Below are 18,298 nucleotides of genomic sequence, written 5' to 3'. Positions count from 1 at the left end.
AGGCTGCGGCGCTGCGTGCAGCGGCTGGCCTCTAAGGCCGCGATGCGATGAGCGCTGAGGCCACGCCGCTGTGGCGCGGCCCGCGCTGGGCTCTGGCGGTGCTGCTCGCCCTGTTGGGAATGCTCGGGCCGTTCTCGATCGATACCTACATCCCGGCGTTCTCCGGCATCGCGCGTTCCCTCGGCGCGACGCCGGTTCAGATGCAGCAGACGCTGTCGGCCTACCTGTTCGGGTTCGCCTTCATGAACCTGTTCCACGGCGCGCTGTCGGACAGCTTCGGCCGCCGGCCGGTGGTGCTGTGGGGCATCGCCGTGTTCACGCTGGCCTCGGCCGGCTGCGCGCTGTCCGAGACCATCGGGCAACTGGTGTTCTTCCGCGCACTGCAGGGCCTGTCGACCGGCGCCGGCATCGTGGTGTCGCGCGCAGTCATCCGCGACGTCTTTCCGCCGGCGCAGGCGCAGAAGGTCATGAGCCAGGTGACCATTTACTTTGGCGTGGCGCCAGCGATTGCGCCCATCGTGGGCGGCTGGCTGTTCGTGCACCTGGACTGGCACGCCATCTTCTGGTTCCTCACGCTGGTGGGCGTGCTGCTGTGGGTCTGCAACTACAAGCTGCTGCCCGAAACGCTGCAGCCGCATCTGCGCCAGTCGTTCAATGTGCCGCACCTCATGCGCGGCTACCGGCTGCTGGTCGCCGACCCACGCTTCGTGCTGCTGGCGCTGGCCAGCGGCGTGCCGTTCAACGGCATGTTTCTGTACGTGCTGTCGGCACCCGAATTCCTGGGCACGCTGCTGGGCCTGGCGCCCACGCAGTTCTTCTGGTTCTTCATCCTGACCATCACCGGCATCATGGGCGGGGCCTGGCTCAGCGGCCGGTTGGCCGGCCGGATCACGCCGAAGCGGCAGATACGGCACGGCTTTCTGATCATGACCGTGGTGGCAGTGCTCAACCTCGTGGCCAACCTGCTGTGGCCGGCCCATGCGCTGTGGGCGTTGCTGCCGATCGCGGTGTTTGCTTTCGGCTGGGCGCTGATGGTGCCGGTCGTGACGCTGCTGGCGCTGGACCTGCACCCTGAGCGACGCGGCATGGCCTCGTCGCTGCAGGCCTTCGTGGGCTCCGCGGCCAACGGGATCGTCGCCGGCGTCATCGCGCCGCTGCTCATGCACTCCACCGCGCTGCTGGCGGCGGGTTCTCTGTGCATGATGGCGATCGGCCTGGTGGCCTGGGTCTGGCTGCACCGGCGCTGGCCCGAGATCGGGCGCGAGGCCAGCGCGTCCGGCTGACATGCCGATGGAACGAATCGCGCGCCAGCGGTTCCCATGGGCTTCGTTTTCAGCCGCTCCCCTCCTCCATGACCATGATCGAACTCGACGCCTTGTCGATGCACTACCGCCTGGGCGATGCGCGCATCGACGTGCTGCGCGACGTGTCCCTGCAGATTCCCGCCGGCCAGAGCGTGGCGGTGGCCGGCCCCTCCGGTTCCGGCAAAACCTCGCTGCTGTTGCTGCTGGCTGGCCTGGAACAACCCGCCGCCGGCCACGTCAGCGTCGACGGCGTGCGCCTGGACCAACTGGGCCGCGACGCACTGGCCGATCTGCGGCGCGATCGCGTGGGCATCGTGTTCCAGTCCTTCCACCTGCTGCCCAGCCTGACGGCACTGGACAACGTGGCGCTGCCGCTGCAGATCGCCGGCAAGCGCGATGCCTATCCGCGTGCGCGCGAATTCCTGCAACGCGTCGGCCTGGCCGCGCGCCAGAGCCACTACCCAGGCCAGCTGTCCGGCGGCGAGCAGCAGCGCGTGGCCATCGCGCGCGCGCTGGTGCACAGCCCGCGCCTGCTGCTGGCCGACGAGCCCACCGGCAACCTGGACGACCACACCGGCGCGCTGGTGCGCGACCTGCTGTTCGAGCTGAACCGCGATGCCGGCACGACCATGGTGCTGGTCACGCATGACCTGGAGTTCGCCACGCGCTGCGACCGCGTGCTGCGCCTGCACGATGGCCGGCTGCACGAACAGGAGCCGGCGCATGCGCTTCCTGCTTAGCCTGGCCTGGCGCGACCTGCGTGCCAGTGGCCGGTCGCTGTGGGTGTTCTGTGCCTGCCTGGCACTGGGTGTGGCGCTGGTGGCAGCAGGCGGCGGCCTGTACCGGCAGGTGGCCGGTGCCCTGCAGCAAGACGCGCGCGCGCTGTTCGGCGGCGATCTGGAGGTGCGGCACACGCAGCCGCTGGACAGCATCGCGCTCGACTGGATCCACGCGCGCGGCGACGTCTCGCGCCTGGTTGAGCTGCGCACCATGCTGCGCACCGCAGATGGCCGCGCGCAGTTGATCGCACTGCAGAGCGCGGACGCGCGCTACCCGCTGTATGGCGAAGTCACGCTGGAGCCGGCCGGCCCGCTGGCCGACGCGCTGGCCGAGCGCGATGGCGTGTGGGGCGTCGCGCTGGACCGCGTGCTCGCCAGCCGGCTCGGGCTGTCCACTGGCGGCCGTGTCCAGGTCGGCGATCTGACACTGGCCGTGCGCGCCGTGATCGAGCGCCAGCCTGACCGCAGCTTGCGTGCCGACTGGAACGGCGCCCCCGTGCTGCTGGCCGACGGCGCGCTGCAGGCCACGGGCCTGGTGCAACCGCTGTCGCGCGTGACCTACCACTACCGTGTGCGCACCGAGCAGCCCGTGACCGCGTGGCGCGACAACTTCGTCGCCGCCTTCCCCGCTTCGAACGCCGAAGTGCGCAGCTTCGCGCAGCGCAGTGAACGCGTGGCGCAGGTGCTGGAGCAAGTCGGTTCGGGGCTGATGCTGATCGGCTTCTCGGCGCTCTTCATCGGCGGCCTGGGCGTGTTCAACAGCGTACAGGCTTACCTGCAGGGCAAGCTGGGCACGCTGGCCACCTTGCGTGCGCTGGGGCTGCGCGATGGCCGGCTTGCGTGGATGGTGCTGCTGCAGATCCTCTTGCTCGCGGTGGCCGCCAGTGGCGTCGGCGTGCTGTTGGGCGCCGGGCTTGCGCTGGGCGGCGCGGCACTTGCTGCGCGCAGCTTGCCGCTGACCCCGGAACTGGCCCAGCTTGCCTTGCCGATGGGCATGGCGCTGGCCTTTGGTGTGCTGACCGCGCTGGCGTTCGCGCTGCCGGCGCTGGGTCGTGCGCTGACGGTGACGCCGGCCGCGCTGTTCCGCGGCATCGATGGCGCCAGCCTGCGGACGCCGCCGCTGGCCTGGGCCGCAACCGCAGCGTGCGGCCTGGCGATCGCGGCCCTGCTCGTGCTGGCCCTGCCCGACCCACGCTTCGGCCTGGGATTCCTGGCCGTGGCCGCCCTGCTGTTGGTATTGCTCGAAGGCCTGCTGCGCGCCCTGCGCAGTGCAGCGCGGCGGCTGCTGGCCTTGCCGCGTTGGCAACCCGGTTTCGAACTGCGTCTGGCGCTGGCCAGCCTGCAGCGGCCGGGCTCGCCGCTGCGCCCGGCGCTGCTGTCGCTGGGCACCTCGCTCACGCTGCTGGTGGCCTGCACGCTGGTCGTCGCCTCGCTGCTGCGCACGATCAACGAGACGGTGCCGCAGCAGGCGCCTGGCATGGTGTTCCACGACGTCCAAACCGAACAGCTCGACCTGCTGCGCGACACCCTGCAAGGCGCCGACCGGCTGCAGACCGCGCCACTGGTACTGGGCCGCCTGGCCGCCGTGAATGGCGAGGACCTGCGCGCCAGCAACGACGGGCGCCGCGCACGTGAAGCCCGCAACGAGCACAAGCTCAGCACGCGCGCCGGCAACATGGACGACGTGGTCGTCCAAAGCGGTGCGCTGTGGCCGGCCAGCTACCAGGGGCCGCCGCTGGTGGCCATGGAAGACCGCGAAGCCGACGCGCTGGGCCTGGTCGTCGGCGACCAACTGCGCTTCGACATCCAGGGCCAGGCGGTTGAGGCCGAGCTCGCCGCCATTTATGGCCAGCGACGCGTGCAGGCGCGGTTATGGCTGGAGGGCATCTTCAGCGACGGCGTGCTGGACCCGTTCGTCACGCGCCATGTCGGCGCGGCCTGGCTGGCCCCACAGGCAGCCATCGCCGCGCAGGACCGCCTGGCCGCCGCCGCCCCCAACATCGTCACCGTGCGCACCGCAGCCTTGCTGGACGAGACCCGCGTGCTGATGGCCCGCGCCAGTTCGGCACTGGCTGTGATCGGCGGCACCTGCCTGCTGGCCAGCCTGCTGGTGTTGGCCAGCGTGGTCGCGGCCAGCCGGGTGCGCCAGGTGTATGAGGCCAGCGTGATGCACACCTTGGGCGCGCGGCTGTCCAGCCTGCGCCGCACCTTGCGCTGGGAGTATTTGCTGCTGGCGCTGGTCACGTCCGGCTTTGCCATCGCGGCGGGCAGCCTGCTGGCCACCTTGCTGCTGGAGCGGCGGCTGGAACTCACTGTGCAGGGCCTGTACTGGACCGGCGCCTTGACAGCGCTGGGCGTGAGTGCCGTCAGCCTGGGGCTTGGCGCTCGCTATCTGCTGCAGCAGATGCGCATTGCGCCGGCGCAGCTGTTGCGCGGCGGCAACTGAGCGTCACTGGTCACCGCAGCGGCGAGCCATCGCCGTCGCGAGTGAGCGGGCGCAAGGACCGCCGCCAGCGCGCCGGTCCACCGGCCCACCAGCCACTCAGTTCTTCAGAACTTCGTGTAGCCCCCATCGATGACGAACTGCTCGCCGGTCGTATAGGCTGCCGCGTCACTGGCCAGGTACACGGCAATGCCGCCGAAGTCAGCGCCGGTGCCCCAACGGCGTGCCGGCACACGCGGCAGCACGGCGGCGGCGAACTTGTCATTCCCAAACGAGCGCTCGGTCATCTCGGTCTCGATCCAGCCTGGCAGGATGGAATTGACACGGATCTTGTGGCGCGCCATTTCCATCGCCAATGCGCGCACCATGGACGTGACGGCGCCTTTGGACGCACCATAGTGGCTGTTGCGCGCCGCGCCCTCGATGGCCGCAGTGCTGGCGGTGGCCACCAGCGTACCGCCCCCGTGCGCAGCCATGTGACGCGCCGCCGCCCGAAACGTCAAGAACACGCCCTCCACGTTGACGCGCTGGACGCGGCGGAACTCCTCCAGCGACATTTCCATCAACACGGTGCCCTTGCCCGACACCCCGGCGTTGGCAAAGCAGGCCTGCACCGATCCCAGCGCGGCAACGGTGGCCGCGAAGGCCTGCTCGACGGCCGCCTCGTCGCCCACATCGCACACAGTGCTGTGCACGCGGTCCGCATCGCCGCACTCCGCCATCAGAGCCGCCGCGGCTTGATGGGTTTTGTCGGCCTTGGAGCCCCAGATCGACACCGACGCCCCGGCCTGCAGCAGCGCGCGCGCCATGCCGTAGCCAATGCCGCCGTTGCCGCCGGTGATGAGGGCGGTGCGCCCGGTGAGGTTAAAGGGTTGGTACATGCGGTCTCCTGCTGAATGAATCGTCGTGCTGCGTGTATAGCAACCCTGAGCCGTGTGACCAGACGCCGATGTGACGCCGAACACCTGTCCCTCGCGCAGGTAGGCCGCTGAAACGGCGGGCGTCATTCGCACGCACCAGTGTGCGCTTCGAGGCCGGCCACCCCATCCCTGCTGCGCCGCGACGCTGCAGCCGGCACACCTGCAAGTTCTGCCAGCCCGATCCCAACCGCCCACGTCGCATGGCGTTCGTCCTCCACGCACGACCACCTTGAGCGACCACCGCAAGAGCCAAAAGGGGCGCCTGCGCGCGAATTCAGCAAATCGTGTCCGAATGTGACAGGCCATCTGACCGTTCTTCATCTACACACAAAGCTGAACAAATTACTTTTTTACCCAGCTTGTATGACAAATATCACGAATGCATACTTGTCGACAATCAAGGCTCAATCGCTGTGTTCCCCCCCCCTCTACGTACCATTCTTCTGCGACACGCGCGCAATGGGACGTGGACGACCAGCCCACCCCGCCCGAGGGTGCACGGTGATGCCCCCACTGATCGGTCCTCGCGCACGCGTCGTCTTCAATGGCCGCTTTCTGGCTCAGCCGCGTATGGGCGTCCAACGCTACGCACTGGAAACCCTGCGCGCGCTCGACGAGTTGCTGGACGCATCCCCCGCTCGGCTGCGCAGTGCGCGCTATGAACTGGCGCTGCCCGACGGCGTCGCCGCGCCGGTGTTGTCAGCGGTGCGCGTCGCGCACGTGCCAGGTCGCGCCGGGCATGGGTGGGAGCAGTGGGCGCTGCGCCGTTGCGCGCGCGGCGCCTTTCTCGTCAATTTCAGCCATACCGGCCCCTGGCTCAAGCACCGCCAGCTCGTCACCGTCCACGACGCCGCCGTCCGCGTGATGCCAGAGACGTTTTCGCGCAGCGACCGCTGGTTCCACAACGCCAGTGTCGCGTTGTTGGGGCGGCACGCGAAATCGGTCATGACGGTCTCCAACTTCTCACGCGATGAGTTGCAGCTGCACTTCGGGCTCTCGCGGTCCGACATCGTCGTGGGCGTGCAGGGCGGTGAACACGCCTGCCGCCAGACGGACGACGCCGCCGTGCTGCGCCGCCACGGGCTGACGCCCCGTGCCTACGTGCTGTCGCTCGGCAGTGCAAGGCCGGACAAGAACTTCGGCGTCCTCGCGCGCGCCTTGGACCTCTTGCCGGACTTTCCGTGGCCGATCGCGGTGGCGGGCGCAGGCGACCTCGCCAGCCTGCACGACTCTGCAGTCCCTGGGGCCGGCTTCCAGTTCCTTGGCTTCGTGCAGGAGGACGACTTGCCCGCGCTCTACCGCCAGGCCGCCTGCTTCGTGCTGCCCTCCCTATACGAAGGCTTTGGGCTGCCGGCGGTGGAGGCCATGGCCAACGACTGCCCGGTCCTGGCCGCGCATGCCACGTCGTTGCCCGAAATCTGTGGCGACGCCGCACTGTATTTCGACCCGCACGACCCCGCCTCAGTCGCAGCGCAGTTGACGCGCATGGCCGAAGAGCCGGACCTGCGCGCCCAGCTCGTGGAAGCGGGGCGCGCACGCCTGCGTCACTACAGCTGGACCACCAACGCGCACATCCTGATCAACCATCTCGACGCGATCGGCGTCACAGGATGAGCCGGCATGCCGCCGTCGGAGCCAGGGGCGTGCGCCTGTGAATGCTTTTGCAGACGGCTTGCTTGAATTGCCACGAATAGGCCGTATCATTAGCACTCGCTGGGGTTGAGTGCTAACAGCACCGCCCCATGTGTTTGAGGCCTCGGCCTCCTGGCTGTTCAGCCACCCCCTTTATTCCATTTCAGGAGATCTATATGAAACTTCGTCCATTGGCCGATCGCGTGATCGTCAAGCGCGTTGAGAGCGAAACCAAGACCGCTTCGGGCATCGTGATCCCCGACAACGCTGCCGAGAAGCCCGATCAAGGCGAAGTCCTGGCCGTCGGCCCGGGCAAGCTCGATGACAGCGGCAAGCGCATCGAACTGAGCATCCGCATCGGCGATCGCGTTCTGTTCGGCAAGTACTCCGGCCAGACCGTCAAGGTCGACGGCGACGAACTGCTGGTGATGAAGGAAGACGACCTGTTCGCAGTCGTCGAGAAGTAATTTCTCACCTACCACCCACTCACTGAAACGAATCCGGAGAATTACTCATGGCAGCAAAAGACGTCATTTTCGGCGGCGAAGCCCGCGCACGCATGGTTGAAGGCGTGAACATCCTGGCCAACGCGGTCAAGGTCACGCTGGGCCCCAAGGGTCGCAACGTGGTGCTGGAGCGCTCGTTCGGCGCCCCCACGGTGACCAAGGACGGCGTGTCCGTCGCCAAGGAAATCGAACTGAAGGACAAGCTTCAGAACATGGGCGCCCAGATGGTCAAGGAAGTCGCTTCCAAGACCTCTGACAACGCTGGCGACGGCACCACCACCGCTACGGTCCTAGCACAAGCCATCGTGCGCGAAGGCATGAAGTACGTGGCCGCCGGCATGAACCCGATGGACCTGAAGCGCGGCATCGACAAGGCGGTCACCGCCCTGGTCGCCGAGCTGAAGAAGGCCTCCAAGGCCACCACCACCTCCAAGGAAATCGCGCAAGTCGGCTCCATCTCGGCCAACAGCGACGAATCCATCGGCAAGATCATCGCTGACGCGATGGACAAGGTCGGCAAGGAAGGCGTCATCACCGTCGAAGACGGCAAGTCGCTGGACAACGAGCTGGACGTCGTCGAAGGCATGCAATTCGACCGCGGCTACCTGTCGCCTTACTTCATCAACAACCCGGAAAAGCAAGCCGCGTTGCTGGACAACCCCTTCGTGCTGCTGTTCGACAAGAAGATCAGCAACATCCGCGAACTGCTGCCCACGCTGGAAGCCGTCGCCAAGGCTGGCCGTCCGCTGCTGATCATTGCCGAAGAAGTCGACGGCGAAGCGCTGGCGACCCTGGTGGTCAACACCATCCGCGGCATCTTGAAGGTCGTGGCCGTCAAGGCACCTGGCTTTGGCGACCGCCGCAAGGCCATGCTGGAAGACATCGCCATCCTGACGGGCGGCAAGGTCATCGCTGAAGAAGTCGGCCTGACGCTGGAGAAGGTCACGCTGGCCGATCTGGGCCAAGCCAAGCGCATCGAAGTGGGCAAGGAAAACACCACCATCATCGATGGCGCCGGTGCCGCTGCCGACATCGAAGCCCGCGTCAAGCAAGTGCGCGTTCAGATCGAAGAAGCGACCAGCGACTACGACCGTGAAAAGCTGCAAGAGCGCGTGGCCAAGCTGGCCGGCGGTGTTGCTCTGATCAAGGTCGGCGCTGCCACCGAAGTCGAGATGAAGGAAAAGAAGGCCCGCGTCGAAGACGCGCTGCACGCTACCCGTGCTGCCGTTGAAGAAGGCATCGTGGCCGGCGGCGGTGTTGCACTGCTGCGCGCCAAGCAATCGGCTGGCGAGATCAAGGGCGACAACGCTGACCAGGACGCCGGCATCAAGCTGGTGCTCAAGGCCATCGAAGCGCCTCTGCGCGAGATCGTCTACAACGCCGGTGGCGAAGCCTCCGTGGTGGTGAACGCTGTGTTGGCCGGCAAGGGCAACTACGGCTTCAATGCTGCCAACGACACCTATGGCGACATGATCGAAATGGGCATCCTGGACCCAACCAAGGTGACCCGCACCGCGCTGCAGAACGCAGCATCGGTCGCATCGCTGATGCTGACCACCGAAGCCATGATCGCTGAAGCGCCGAAGGAAGAATCCGGCGCTGGCGGCGGCATGCCTGGTGGCATGGGCGGCATGGGCGGCATGGGCGACATGGGCATGTAATTGCCCGCCAGGCGGCAACGCCTCGCACCAAAGCCCCGCGGTTGCAAAGCCGCGGGGCTTTTTCGTTGGCGCGTGGAGTTCAGTGCGCCGGTTGGCCCGGCTGCGCCATGCGCACGCACAGGTCGAATGCCGCCTGCAGGCCCTCGATGCCGGCAATGCCGCGGCCTGCGATGTCGAACGCGCTGCCGCTGGCCGATGTCGCCACCGGCACGGGCAGGCCGCCGTGCAGCGTCACGCCCTGCTCGAAGCCCATCAGCTTCATCGCGATCTGCCCCTGGTCGTGGTACATGGACACCACCGCGTCCACATCGCCCCGGCGCGCGCCGATGAACACGGTGTCGGGTGAGAACGGGCCGCGTGCGTCGATGCCCTCAGCCTGCAACGCCTGCACGGCTGGCGCGATGATCTCGATCTCCTCCATGCCGATGGAGCCGCCATCGCCGGCGTGCGGGTTCAAGCCGGAGACGGCGATGCGCGGCTTGGCCACGCCGGCCTGGCGCAGGGCCTGGTCGATCAGGTGCACGGCGTCGCGCACGCCCTCACCCGTGATGTGCCGGGCCACATCTCCCAAAGGGATGTGCGAGGTCACGCGCGAAGTCCACAGCGTGCCCGTCAGGTTGAATTCACAGACAAAACCGGATACGGCGAACCGCTCCTGCAAATAGCGCAGCTCATCCTCATGCGTGAGGCCGCCCAGCCGCAGCGAATGCTTGTTCAGCGGCGCGAAGACGATGGCATCGACCTGGCCGGCCAGCACGGCCTCGGTCGCCAGCTCCAGCGCGCGCATCGAGGCCCGGCCTGAGACTTCATTCGATTCGCCCAATACCGGCGCGCGGCCCCGCAGCCCGTCGTAAGCCAGCCAGGTGCACTGGCCAGGCTCGGCGCGCCAGTCGTCGGGCAGACGGTCGATCCGCCGCGGCGCCAGTTGCTCGCCGGCGATGGCCTGGCCCGAGGCCAACGCCTGTTCGTCCGCGATCAGCAGCACGTCGGCCTGTTGCAGATTGCGCTGGCGGGCCAGCAGGCGCACGGCCATCTCGGGGCCGATGCCGCTGGGGTCGCCCAGCAGCACGGCCACACGCGGGCGGGAAGGGGGACGGGGGGTCGAAGATGTCATGGCGCTCATTCCGCTTTGATGTTGGCCTCGCGCACCAGCTTGCCGTAGTGCTCGAACTCGGACTTGTTCATGTCGGCAAACTGGGCGCCGGTCAACGTGCCCACTTCACCACCCAGGCCCTTGATGCGCGCCTGCACGTCCGGCAACTGCAGCGCGCGGGCGAGCTCGGCCGTCAGCCGTTCGACCACGGGTTTGGGCGTGCCCCCGGTGACATACAGCCCGTACCAGGTCGACACGTCGGCACCCTTGATGCCCAGCTCGGCCAGGGTCGGCACGTCCGGCATCTCGGCCGAACGCGCAGGCGCGCTCACGGCCAGCGGCCGCAGCTTGCCGGAGCGGATCTGCCCCATCGCCGACGAGGTGCTGTCGAACATCATGTCCACCTGCCCGGAGATGACGTCGATGTGGGCCTGCGAGCTGCCCTTGTACGGCACATGAATCGCCTTGGTGCCCGTGACCAGGCCGAACGCCTCACCGCCGATGTGCTGGGTGCTGCCGATGCCGGAGGACGCGAACTTCATCGCGCCTGGGTTGGCCGACAGGGCGGCCACGACCTCTGGCACGCTCTTGAATGGCGCGGCGCTGGACACCACCAGCACGTTGGGCATCACCGCGACCAAGCCGATGGGCTGCAGATCCTTCAGCGGGTCGTACTTGAGCTTGAGCATGTGCGGCGCCACCGCCTGCCCGGTGTTGGTGGCCAGCAGCAGCGTGGTGCCATCGGGCGCCGCCCGCGCCGCCATCTCGGCCGCGATGGTGTTCGACGCACCGGGCCGGTTCTCCACGACGACCGATTGCTTGAGCGCCGGCGCCAGCTTCTCCGCCAGCACCCGCGCGAGGATGTCGGTGCCGCCCCCAGGGGACGCGCCGACCATGATGCGCACGGTCTTGTCGGCTGCACTCTGAGCCAAGGCCGCCGGCGTCGCGGCCAGGGCCAGCAAGGCAAGTCCCAGGCCGGTGGCCTGGCGTCGGGTCGAGAATGAAATGGGCATCGGGTTGTCTCCAGTGGGGCCAGTGCGGGGCGCTGCGTGGCCGCCCCGTCGAGTGCCGAGACTAAGGGGCTTGAGCTTTGGAATCCAATCGCGGATGCTCCGCTACCGATCACCTTTTGGATATGACAGAAGCTCCACTCCCCGCCTTCACCACCGATGCGGCCATGCTGCTGCGCGTGCGGCCGCGCCAGTTGCTGCTGCTGGCAACGCTCGATGCGCAGCGCCACCTGGGCCGCGCAGCCCAGGCGATGAACATCAGCCAACCCGCCGCCACCAAGCTGCTTCTGCAGTTGGAAGATGCGCTGGGCGAACGCCTGTTCGATCGCTTGCCGCGCGGCATGGTGCCGACGCCCAATGGCGAACTGCTGGTGCGCTACGCGCGCCGCGTGCTGGCTGATTTCGGCGCCGTGCGCGAAGAGATGGGCGCGCGACGCTCGGGCCTGTCGGGCGCCCTGCGCCTGGGCGCCGTGCCCGGCGCGGTGCCACAGCTGCTGGCACCGGCATTGCTGGACTACCGCCGCCGCCATCCGCAGGTCGCGCTGTCGGTGTTGGAGGGCACCAGCGATGTGGTGCTGGCCCAGCTGGCACGCGGCGATGTCGACCTGGCACTGGGCCGGTTGACCGAAGGCTACAGCGAGCAGGACTTCGGCATCGAGCCGCTGCTGGAGGAAGCCATGCAGGTCGTCGTGCGCGCCGCCCACCCGGTGTTTGAGCGCGGCAGAGCCACGGTGGCCGACCTGGCCGGATGGTCCTGGGTGCTGCAGGCGCCCGGCTCACCCCAGCGCGGCCGGCTGGAGGCTGCGCTGCGCGAGGCCGGCGTGCACGGGCGGCTCAACTTCATCGAAACTGCATCCACCACGGTGACCACCGCCCTGGTGGAGATGTCGGACATGGCGGCCCTGATGCCTGCCTCGCTGGCCGCGCACTACGCCCGGTTGGGCGTGCTGCGTGTGGCGCCGATCGAGCTGCCGATCCGGCTGCCCGCCATCGACCTGATCGTGCCGCAGGGCAGGGCGCTGTCGCCGGCAGCGGCACATTTCAGGCAGCTGCTGCTGGAGCAGCGCAGCTGAAGTCAGCGCTTCAGCGCCGACGCTGTTGCAGCGCGGTCTCGTCGCCGGCCGGCACACCGAGCCGGGTGCGGCAGGCATTCTGGAACAGCTCGTCGAAGCGCGTGAACCAGGCCTGCTGGGCGGCCGGGGACACATGCGTCAACCACTGGCGCATGGTGTCGTTCATGGCCTCGCGCATCAGCACGCCGACCTGCTGCATCTGCGGCGCCGTCAGCGGCGCTTGCCATTGCGGCACGCTGCAGCCCATGCCGCGCAGCAGCTCGGCCAGCAAGGCCTCCTCGGCCGTCGGCAGGCGCACGGCACCCGGCCCTGTCGCGGAAGACGAGTCTTCGAAGAGCGCGATATCGGGCAGCCAGGGCGTCGCCTCACGCGGCAACGGCAGACCGGTCATGTCATCGAACAGCGCATCCTCGTCGTGCACGGCCGGCGGTGCACTGGGGTTCGCCTCGACGTCGATCTCATCGACGCTCAACGCGAAGCCACCGATGCGCAACGTGTCGCCTGCGGCCAGCGGCGCCTCTTCGGCCGTCGACAACGGGTGCGCGTTGTGCCGCACCGGATTGATGCCCATGTTCACGAGCACGTGCGCGCCGCCACGCCACTCCACACGCGCCTGCAACCGCGACACCGAGCGGTCGATGTCGGCCAGCATCAGCGTGTTGTTGTCTGCGCGGCCGATGGTGCCGCCCCGGGGGCCGAACACCGCTCGCTGCGGCGCGCCAGCGGGGTTCAGCACGCTGATGACCAAGGCCTTCATACGCTCAGCCCCGCAGCCGCTGCAGCAAACTGGCGGTGGAGGCATCCAGGCCCTGCACGTCGCCGCTGGACAGGCGCGGCTCGATGTCGCGCGCCAGTACCTTGCCCAGTTCCACACCCCATTGGTCGAAGCTGTTGATGCCCCAGACAGAGCCGCTGACGAACACGCGGTGTTCCTGCAGCGCGATCAGCGCGCCCAGGCTGCGCGGGGTGAGGCTTTCCAGCAGCAGGAACGTGCTGGGCCGATTCCCCGGAAAGTTGCGGTGGCCGCCTGCATCGGCCTTGCCCTGCATCAGCGCCTGGGCCTGCGCCAGCGCATTGGCCAGCAGCGCGCTCTGGTGGCCGGGCAAGGCGTGGGCGGCTTCGCGCACTGCCACGAACTCGACCGGCACCACATCGGTTCCCTGGTGCAGCATTTGGAAATAGGCGTGCTGCCCATTGGTGCCTGGCTCGCCCCACAGCACCGGCGAGGTGCCATACGGCAGCGCCCCGCCCTGGCGGTCCACCTGCTTGCCGTTGCTCTCCATCTCCAACTGCTGCAGATAGGCCGGCAGCCGCGCCAGCGCGCTGTGATACGGCGCGATGCTGCGGCTCGTGAAGCCCAGAAAATTGCGGTACCACACGTCCAGCAGGCCGAGCCGGACCGGCAGGTTGGACGCCAGCGGCGCCTGGCGGAAATGCTCGTCCATGGCGTGCGCACCGGCCAGAAACTCGCGGAACCGGTCGGCGCCGATGGCAATGGCGATCGGCAAGCCGATGGCCGACCACAGCGAGTAGCGGCCGCCGACCCAATCCCAAAAGCCGAAGACGTTGGCGATGCCGAACGCACCCGCCGCTTCGAAGTTGGTCGACAGCGCCGCGAAATGGGCCGCCACGTCGGTGCCGCCCTGCTCCTTGAACCAGGTCAGCGCCGAGCGCGCGTTGGCCATGGTCTCGGCCGTGGTGAAGGTCTTGGAGGCCACCAGAAACAGCGTGTTCTGCGGCTTCAGGTGGCGCAGCACGCCGGCCATTTCGTGCCCATCGACATTGCTGACGAAGTGCAGGCGGCGGCCCGGTGCGGCGTAGGTGTCCAGCGCGCGCACCACCATCTGCGGCCCCAGGTCGGAGCCGCCGATGCCGATGTTGACGACGTCGGTGATGGCCAGATTGGCCCGCACCTGCTCGGCATACGCCAGCATCGCGTCCAGCGTGGCGTGCACTTCGGCCAACGCCGTGTCCCATTCGGGCGTGGCCTGCGGTGTGCCAGCCGGTGCGCGCAGCAACGTGTGCAGCACGGCGCGTTGCTCGGTGTTGTTGATGGGCTCGCCCGCGAACATGGCATCGCGGTGCGACTCGACGCCGCATTGGCGCGCCAGGTCGAACAGTGCGGCTTCAGCCTCGCTGTCGATCCAGTTCTTGGACAGGTCGGCGTAGACCTCTGGCGCCTGCAGGCCGAAGCGCGCAACGCGCTGGGCATCGGTGGCAAAGGCGGCGCGCACGTCGAAGCCGTTGGTGAGCGCCTGGCTCAGGGCGCGCAACTGGCCCCAGGCGGGCAGTTGATCGCAGCGGGGGCGTTGGGACCATTCCATGACGGGCTCCTTCAGGCGGCGAGCATCAGCTTTTCGAGCTTGACCGCATCGGCGGCGAAAGCGCGGATGCCCTCGGCCAGCTTCTCGGTCGCCATCGCGTCCTCGTTCAGCGCGAAGCGGAACGCGGGCTCGTCGTATTGCACGGGCTGCAGATCGAGCTTGCGGGCCGCCTGCGCGTCGAGCGCCTGGGGCAACGCGGCATCGCTGGCGGCCAGTTGAGCCAGCAGGTCGGGGCTGATGGTCAGCAGGTCGCAGCCGGCCAATGCCGTGATCTGGCCGACGTTGCGAAAGCTCGCGCCCATCACCTCGGTGGCGATGCCGAAGCGCTTGTAGTACTCGTAGATCTGCCGCACCGACTGCACGCCGGGGTCGTTGGCGCCCGAGCGAGCGGCTTCGTCCCAGGCGGCGCCTGCCGACTTCTTGTACCAGTCGTAGATGCGGCCGACGAACGGCGAGATCAGCTGCACCTTGGCTGCGCCGCAGGCCACGGCCTGGCAAAACGAGAACAGCAGCGTGAGGTTGGTGTGGATGCCCTTCTTCTCCAGCTGCGCCGCAGCCTGGATGCCTTCCCACGTAGAGGCGACCTTGACCAGCACGCGGTCGATGTGGATGCCCTCGGCCTGGTACAGCTCGATGATGCGTTCGCCGCGCGCCACGGTCGCGGCGGTGTCGAAGCTCAGCCGCGCATCGACCTCGGTGGAGACACGGCCCGGCACGATGGACAGGATCTCGCAGCCAAAGCGCACCAGCAGACGGTCCATCACCTCGTCCAGCGCCCGGCCGCGAAAGCGCGCCACGCACTCGCTCAGCAGCGGCGCGTAGTCGGGCAGCTGCACGGCCTTGAGGATCAGCGACGGGTTGGTCGTCGCGTCCGTCGGCTTGAAAGCGTCGAGCTGCTTGAAATCGCCGGTGTCGGCGACGACGGTGGTGAAGGCTTTCAATGCATCGAGTTGGTTCATGGCAGGTGGCAAAAAGAGGGGCGGTTGGCAAGAATAGTGCAAGCAGCCCGCATGCCGTACGGCGTGGTCTGCGCACGACGGGGAGTGTACGGCGATATGAAACTAAGTTACAGTCTCAACCACCAAATCATGTAACAACCCATGAGCTTCGACCTTGTATTGTTCGGCGGCACCGGTGATCTGGCTTGGCGCAAGCTGATGCCCGCCTTGTTCCAATCCTTCCGCCACGGCACGCTGCCGCCGGACGGCCGCATCATCGGCGTCGCACGCGACGACCTCAGCGATGACGGCTACCGCGAGCTGATCCGCTCCCGCTTCGACGCGGTGGAGGGCGACAAACGCCCCAACCCGGAGGAGTTCAAAAAGTTCGCCTCGCTGCTGGACTACGTGCGCGTGGACCTGTCCAAGCCCGAGGACTACGCTCGCCTGGCAGACAAGCTCCTCTCGCGCAATGCCGACTCCCTCGTGATGTACGTGGCCACAGCGCCCGGTCTGTTCACGCAGGTGGTCGAGCAGGTCGCCGCCGCCGGGCTGAACGGCCCCAAGACCCGCATGGTCCTGGAAAAGCCGTTGGGCCACGACCTGGAATCGAACCGCGCCATCAACCAGGCCGTGGGCCGGGTGCTGGACGAGAACCAGGTCTTTCGCATCGACCACTACCTGGGCAAGCCTTCGGTGCAGAACCTGTTCGCGATGCGGTTCGGCAACGCGCTGTTCGAGCCGATCTGGCGCCGCGAATACATCGCCAACATCCAGATCACGATGGCCGAAGACCTGGGCGTTGAAAAGCGCGGCGCCTTCTACGACCAGACCGGCGCCATGCGCGACATGGTGCAGAACCATGCGCTGCAGCTGGTCTGCGCGATCGCCATGGAGCCGCCGATCAACTCGCACGCCGACGCCATCCGTGACGAGAAGCTCAAGGTGCTGCGCTCGCTCAGGCGCTGGAACCCGGAGACGCTGGGCCTGCACACGGTGCGCGGCCAGTACACCGCGGGCACCGCATACGGCGAGCGCGTGCCGGGCTATCTGGACGAGCCGGGCGTCGACCCGGACAGCCGCACCGAGACCTTCGTTGCCCTGCGCACCGAGATCGAGAACTGGCGCTGGGCTGGCGTGCCGTTCTACATCCGCACCGGCAAACGGCTGTCTTCGCGCGACGCCCGCATCGAGGTGAATTTCCGGCCCACCCCGCATGCCATCTACGACACGCCGATGGGCGCCTTCAACCGGCTGGTGATCAACCTGCAGCCCAAGGACGGCCTGGAACTGCACCTGATGGCCCAGGGCCAGGGCAGCCGCAAACGCAGCGGCAGCGGCAGTGGCCAGCAGCTCGCGCCAGTGCAGCTGGATCTGGATTTCGACAAGCGCTTTGGCGCCGAGCGTGTGGGCGCCTACGAGCGGCTGCTGCTCGACGTGCTGGACGGCCGGCTGAACCTGTTCGTGCGCAGCGACGAGCAAGAGGCCGCCTGGCGCTGGGTCGAGCCCATCCTGGACCACTGGAAGCACGACGCCCGCGCACCGCGCACCTATGCGGCCGGCACCTGGGGTCCGAGTGCTTCGAGCGCCATGATCGCCCGAGACGGCTACTTCTGGAGCGAGGAAGCTTGACCGCGCCGCGCCCCGCTTCGCACGCCGCGAAGGCAGCTTGCTGCCTCGCAAGCAACGACCACCGACACCACCATGCTTGACCGTATCCGCGCCTGCTTACCCTCGCTGGCCCCGGCCGAACAGCGCGTGGGTCGGCTGGTGCTGGCCGACCCGCGCACCTTTGCCTCGCTGCCCGTCAGCGAACTGGCCGAGCTGTCCCATGTCAGCAAGCCCACGGTGGTGCGCTTTTGCCGCAGCGTGGGTTACGACGGGCTGGTCGATTTCAAGCTCAAGCTGGCGGGCAGCGTCAGCGAGGGCGTGCCCTTCATCCACCGCGCGGTGGACATGGACGACAAGACCAGCGACGTGATGGTCAAGGTGGTCGACAACACCGTGGCCGCCTTCCTGAAATACCGCAACGATGCCAGCGTGCCGGCCATCGAAAAGGCGGCCACGGCCCTCGCATCCACCTTCCAGACCGGGCGCCGCATCGAGTTCTACGGCGCCGGCAACTCCGGCATCGTGGCGCAGGACGCGCAGCACAAGTTCTTCCGCCTGGGCGTGAGCGCCATCAGCTACAGCGACGGCCACATGCAGGTCATGAGCGCCTCGATGCTGCGGCCGGGCGACTGCCTGGTGGTGATCTCCAACTCCGGCCGCACGCGCGACCTGATGGACGCCTGCGACATCGCCAAGCGCAATGGCGCCACGACCATCGTCATCACAGCCAGTGGCTCACCGCTGGCCGCCGCGGGCGACATCCATCTGGCGGCCGACCACCCCGAGGGCTACGACCGCTACAGCCCCATGGTGTCGCGGCTGCTGCACCTGATGGTGATCGACGTGCTGGCGACCTGCGTGGCACTGCGCATCGGTGGCGCCAAGCTGCAGCCGTTGCTGAAGAACATCAAGGACAACCTGCGCAGCAAGCGCTACACCTAGCCCGCGACAAGGCGCCTGGGGGCGCTACCGTTCAAGGCGCCAGCGCAGCGGCTTGGCGCAGC

At 67.8% G+C, this 18,298-nt stretch carries 15 protein-coding genes; 9 read left to right on the top strand and 6 right to left on the bottom strand.

Annotated features, from left to right (window positions below):
* Nucleotides 1-47 precede the first annotated feature (47 nt).
* The 3 genes from AC099J_RS04805 to AC099J_RS04795 all read left to right on the top strand — a co-directional run bounded on the left by AC099J_RS04805 (nt 48) and on the right by AC099J_RS04795 (nt 4,529).
* The gene (locus AC099J_RS04805) at nt 48-1,283 is read left to right on the top strand and encodes a multidrug effflux MFS transporter (protein ID WP_479614080.1); all 1,236 of its coding nucleotides are present in this window, start codon (nt 48-50) and stop codon (nt 1,281-1,283) included.
* Between the two features lie 74 nt (nt 1,284-1,357).
* Nucleotides 1,358-2,044, top strand: a complete 687-nt coding sequence (locus AC099J_RS04800) for an ABC transporter ATP-binding protein (protein WP_479614079.1) — start codon at nt 1,358-1,360, stop codon at nt 2,042-2,044.
* Nucleotides 2,028-4,529 (top strand): ABC transporter permease, encoded by a 2,502-nt coding sequence (locus tag AC099J_RS04795; RefSeq protein WP_479614078.1) that lies wholly within the window; start codon nt 2,028-2,030, stop codon nt 4,527-4,529. Before AC099J_RS04800 ends, AC099J_RS04795 begins: the two co-directional genes overlap by 17 nt.
* Before the next feature lie 104 nt (nt 4,530-4,633).
* Here the strand turns inward: AC099J_RS04795 and AC099J_RS04790 are convergent, their stop codons facing one another.
* Nucleotides 4,634-5,407, bottom strand: coding sequence for an SDR family NAD(P)-dependent oxidoreductase (locus AC099J_RS04790; protein ID WP_479614077.1), 774 nt, complete (start codon nt 5,405-5,407; stop codon nt 4,634-4,636).
* A 543-nt stretch (nt 5,408-5,950) separates the two neighbouring features.
* Here AC099J_RS04790 and AC099J_RS04785 point away from each other — a divergent pair.
* The 3 genes from AC099J_RS04785 to groL all read left to right on the top strand — a co-directional run bounded on the left by AC099J_RS04785 (nt 5,951) and on the right by groL (nt 9,245).
* On the top strand, nt 5,951-7,060 hold the full coding sequence (locus AC099J_RS04785) for a glycosyltransferase family 4 protein (protein WP_479614076.1): 1,110 nt from the start codon (nt 5,951-5,953) through the stop codon (nt 7,058-7,060).
* A gap of 194 nt (nt 7,061-7,254) precedes the next feature.
* Entirely contained in the window at nt 7,255-7,545 is a 291-nt protein-coding gene (gene groES, locus AC099J_RS04780; RefSeq protein WP_479614075.1) for a co-chaperone GroES, read from the top strand.
* A 47-nt stretch (nt 7,546-7,592) separates the two neighbouring features.
* Nucleotides 7,593-9,245 (top strand): chaperonin GroEL, encoded by a 1,653-nt coding sequence (gene groL, locus AC099J_RS04775; RefSeq protein WP_479614074.1) that lies wholly within the window; start codon nt 7,593-7,595, stop codon nt 9,243-9,245.
* A 79-nt stretch (nt 9,246-9,324) separates the two neighbouring features.
* Here the strand turns inward: groL and AC099J_RS04770 are convergent, their stop codons facing one another.
* Together AC099J_RS04770 and AC099J_RS04765 are read right to left on the bottom strand one after the other, a co-directional pair.
* Nucleotides 9,325-10,359, bottom strand: a complete 1,035-nt coding sequence (locus AC099J_RS04770; protein WP_479614073.1) for a 4-hydroxythreonine-4-phosphate dehydrogenase PdxA — start codon at nt 10,357-10,359, stop codon at nt 9,325-9,327.
* 5 nt (nt 10,360-10,364) lie between these two features.
* Nucleotides 10,365-11,351 carry a Bug family tripartite tricarboxylate transporter substrate binding protein gene (locus tag AC099J_RS04765; protein ID WP_479614072.1) on the bottom strand — a complete coding sequence of 329 codons (987 nt, stop codon included), beginning with the start codon at nt 11,349-11,351 and terminating at the stop codon, nt 10,365-10,367.
* 122 nt (nt 11,352-11,473) lie between these two features.
* Between AC099J_RS04765 and AC099J_RS04760 the strand changes: the two genes are divergently transcribed.
* Entirely contained in the window at nt 11,474-12,421 is a 948-nt protein-coding gene (locus tag AC099J_RS04760; protein WP_479614071.1) for a LysR family transcriptional regulator, read from the top strand.
* Nucleotides 12,422-12,431: 10 nt separating this feature from the next.
* On the opposite strand, the gene AC099J_RS04755 is transcribed toward AC099J_RS04760, so the two are convergent.
* From AC099J_RS04755 to tal, 3 genes are read right to left on the bottom strand one after another with little or no spacing between them, the layout of a single operon-like run.
* On the bottom strand, nt 12,432-13,178 hold the full coding sequence (locus AC099J_RS04755; protein WP_479614070.1) for an FHA domain-containing protein: 747 nt from the start codon (nt 13,176-13,178) through the stop codon (nt 12,432-12,434).
* Nucleotides 13,179-13,182: 4 nt separating this feature from the next.
* Nucleotides 13,183-14,745: a glucose-6-phosphate isomerase gene (pgi, locus tag AC099J_RS04750; RefSeq protein ID WP_479614069.1), complete on the bottom strand. Its 1,563-nt coding sequence runs from the start codon at nt 14,743-14,745 to the stop codon at nt 13,183-13,185.
* Between the two features lie 11 nt (nt 14,746-14,756).
* Nucleotides 14,757-15,704, bottom strand: a complete 948-nt coding sequence (gene tal / locus AC099J_RS04745; protein WP_479614068.1) for a transaldolase — start codon at nt 15,702-15,704, stop codon at nt 14,757-14,759.
* Between the two features lie 141 nt (nt 15,705-15,845).
* On the opposite strand from tal, the gene zwf reads away from it, so the two are divergent.
* Both zwf and AC099J_RS04735 read left to right on the top strand, forming a co-directional pair.
* Nucleotides 15,846-17,315 (top strand): glucose-6-phosphate dehydrogenase, encoded by a 1,470-nt coding sequence (gene zwf / locus AC099J_RS04740; protein WP_479614067.1) that lies wholly within the window; start codon nt 15,846-15,848, stop codon nt 17,313-17,315.
* Between the two features lie 72 nt (nt 17,316-17,387).
* Nucleotides 17,388-18,236, top strand: a complete 849-nt coding sequence (locus tag AC099J_RS04735) for a MurR/RpiR family transcriptional regulator (RefSeq protein WP_479614066.1) — start codon at nt 17,388-17,390, stop codon at nt 18,234-18,236.
* The last annotated feature ends 62 nt before the right edge of the window (nt 18,237-18,298 follow it).

The sequence above is a fragment of the Rhodoferax sp. RT4P68 genome, from assembly GCF_056521305.1.
Note: the sequence above shows the minus strand (reverse complement) of the source record. Positions and strands in the feature narration are given on the sequence as shown.

Coding starts and splice junctions, on each gene's coding strand:
- AC099J_RS04805 (WP_479614080.1), top strand. CDS start 48: ATGAGCGCTGAGGCCACGCCGCTGTGGCGCGGCCCGCGCTGGGCTCTG.
- AC099J_RS04800 (WP_479614079.1), top strand. CDS start 1,358: ATGATCGAACTCGACGCCTTGTCGATGCACTACCGCCTGGGCGATGCG.
- AC099J_RS04795 (WP_479614078.1), top strand. CDS start 2,028: ATGCGCTTCCTGCTTAGCCTGGCCTGGCGCGACCTGCGTGCCAGTGGC.
- AC099J_RS04790 (WP_479614077.1), bottom strand. CDS start 5,407: ATGTACCAACCCTTTAACCTCACCGGGCGCACCGCCCTCATCACCGGC.
- AC099J_RS04785 (WP_479614076.1), top strand. CDS start 5,951: ATGCCCCCACTGATCGGTCCTCGCGCACGCGTCGTCTTCAATGGCCGC.
- groES (WP_479614075.1), top strand. CDS start 7,255: ATGAAACTTCGTCCATTGGCCGATCGCGTGATCGTCAAGCGCGTTGAG.
- groL (WP_479614074.1), top strand. CDS start 7,593: ATGGCAGCAAAAGACGTCATTTTCGGCGGCGAAGCCCGCGCACGCATG.
- AC099J_RS04770 (WP_479614073.1), bottom strand. CDS start 10,359: ATGACATCTTCGACCCCCCGTCCCCCTTCCCGCCCGCGTGTGGCCGTG.
- AC099J_RS04765 (WP_479614072.1), bottom strand. CDS start 11,351: ATGCCCATTTCATTCTCGACCCGACGCCAGGCCACCGGCCTGGGACTT.
- AC099J_RS04760 (WP_479614071.1), top strand. CDS start 11,474: ATGACAGAAGCTCCACTCCCCGCCTTCACCACCGATGCGGCCATGCTG.
- AC099J_RS04755 (WP_479614070.1), bottom strand. CDS start 13,178: ATGAAGGCCTTGGTCATCAGCGTGCTGAACCCCGCTGGCGCGCCGCAG.
- pgi (WP_479614069.1), bottom strand. CDS start 14,745: ATGGAATGGTCCCAACGCCCCCGCTGCGATCAACTGCCCGCCTGGGGC.
- tal (WP_479614068.1), bottom strand. CDS start 15,704: ATGAACCAACTCGATGCATTGAAAGCCTTCACCACCGTCGTCGCCGAC.
- zwf (WP_479614067.1), top strand. CDS start 15,846: ATGAGCTTCGACCTTGTATTGTTCGGCGGCACCGGTGATCTGGCTTGG.
- AC099J_RS04735 (WP_479614066.1), top strand. CDS start 17,388: ATGCTTGACCGTATCCGCGCCTGCTTACCCTCGCTGGCCCCGGCCGAA.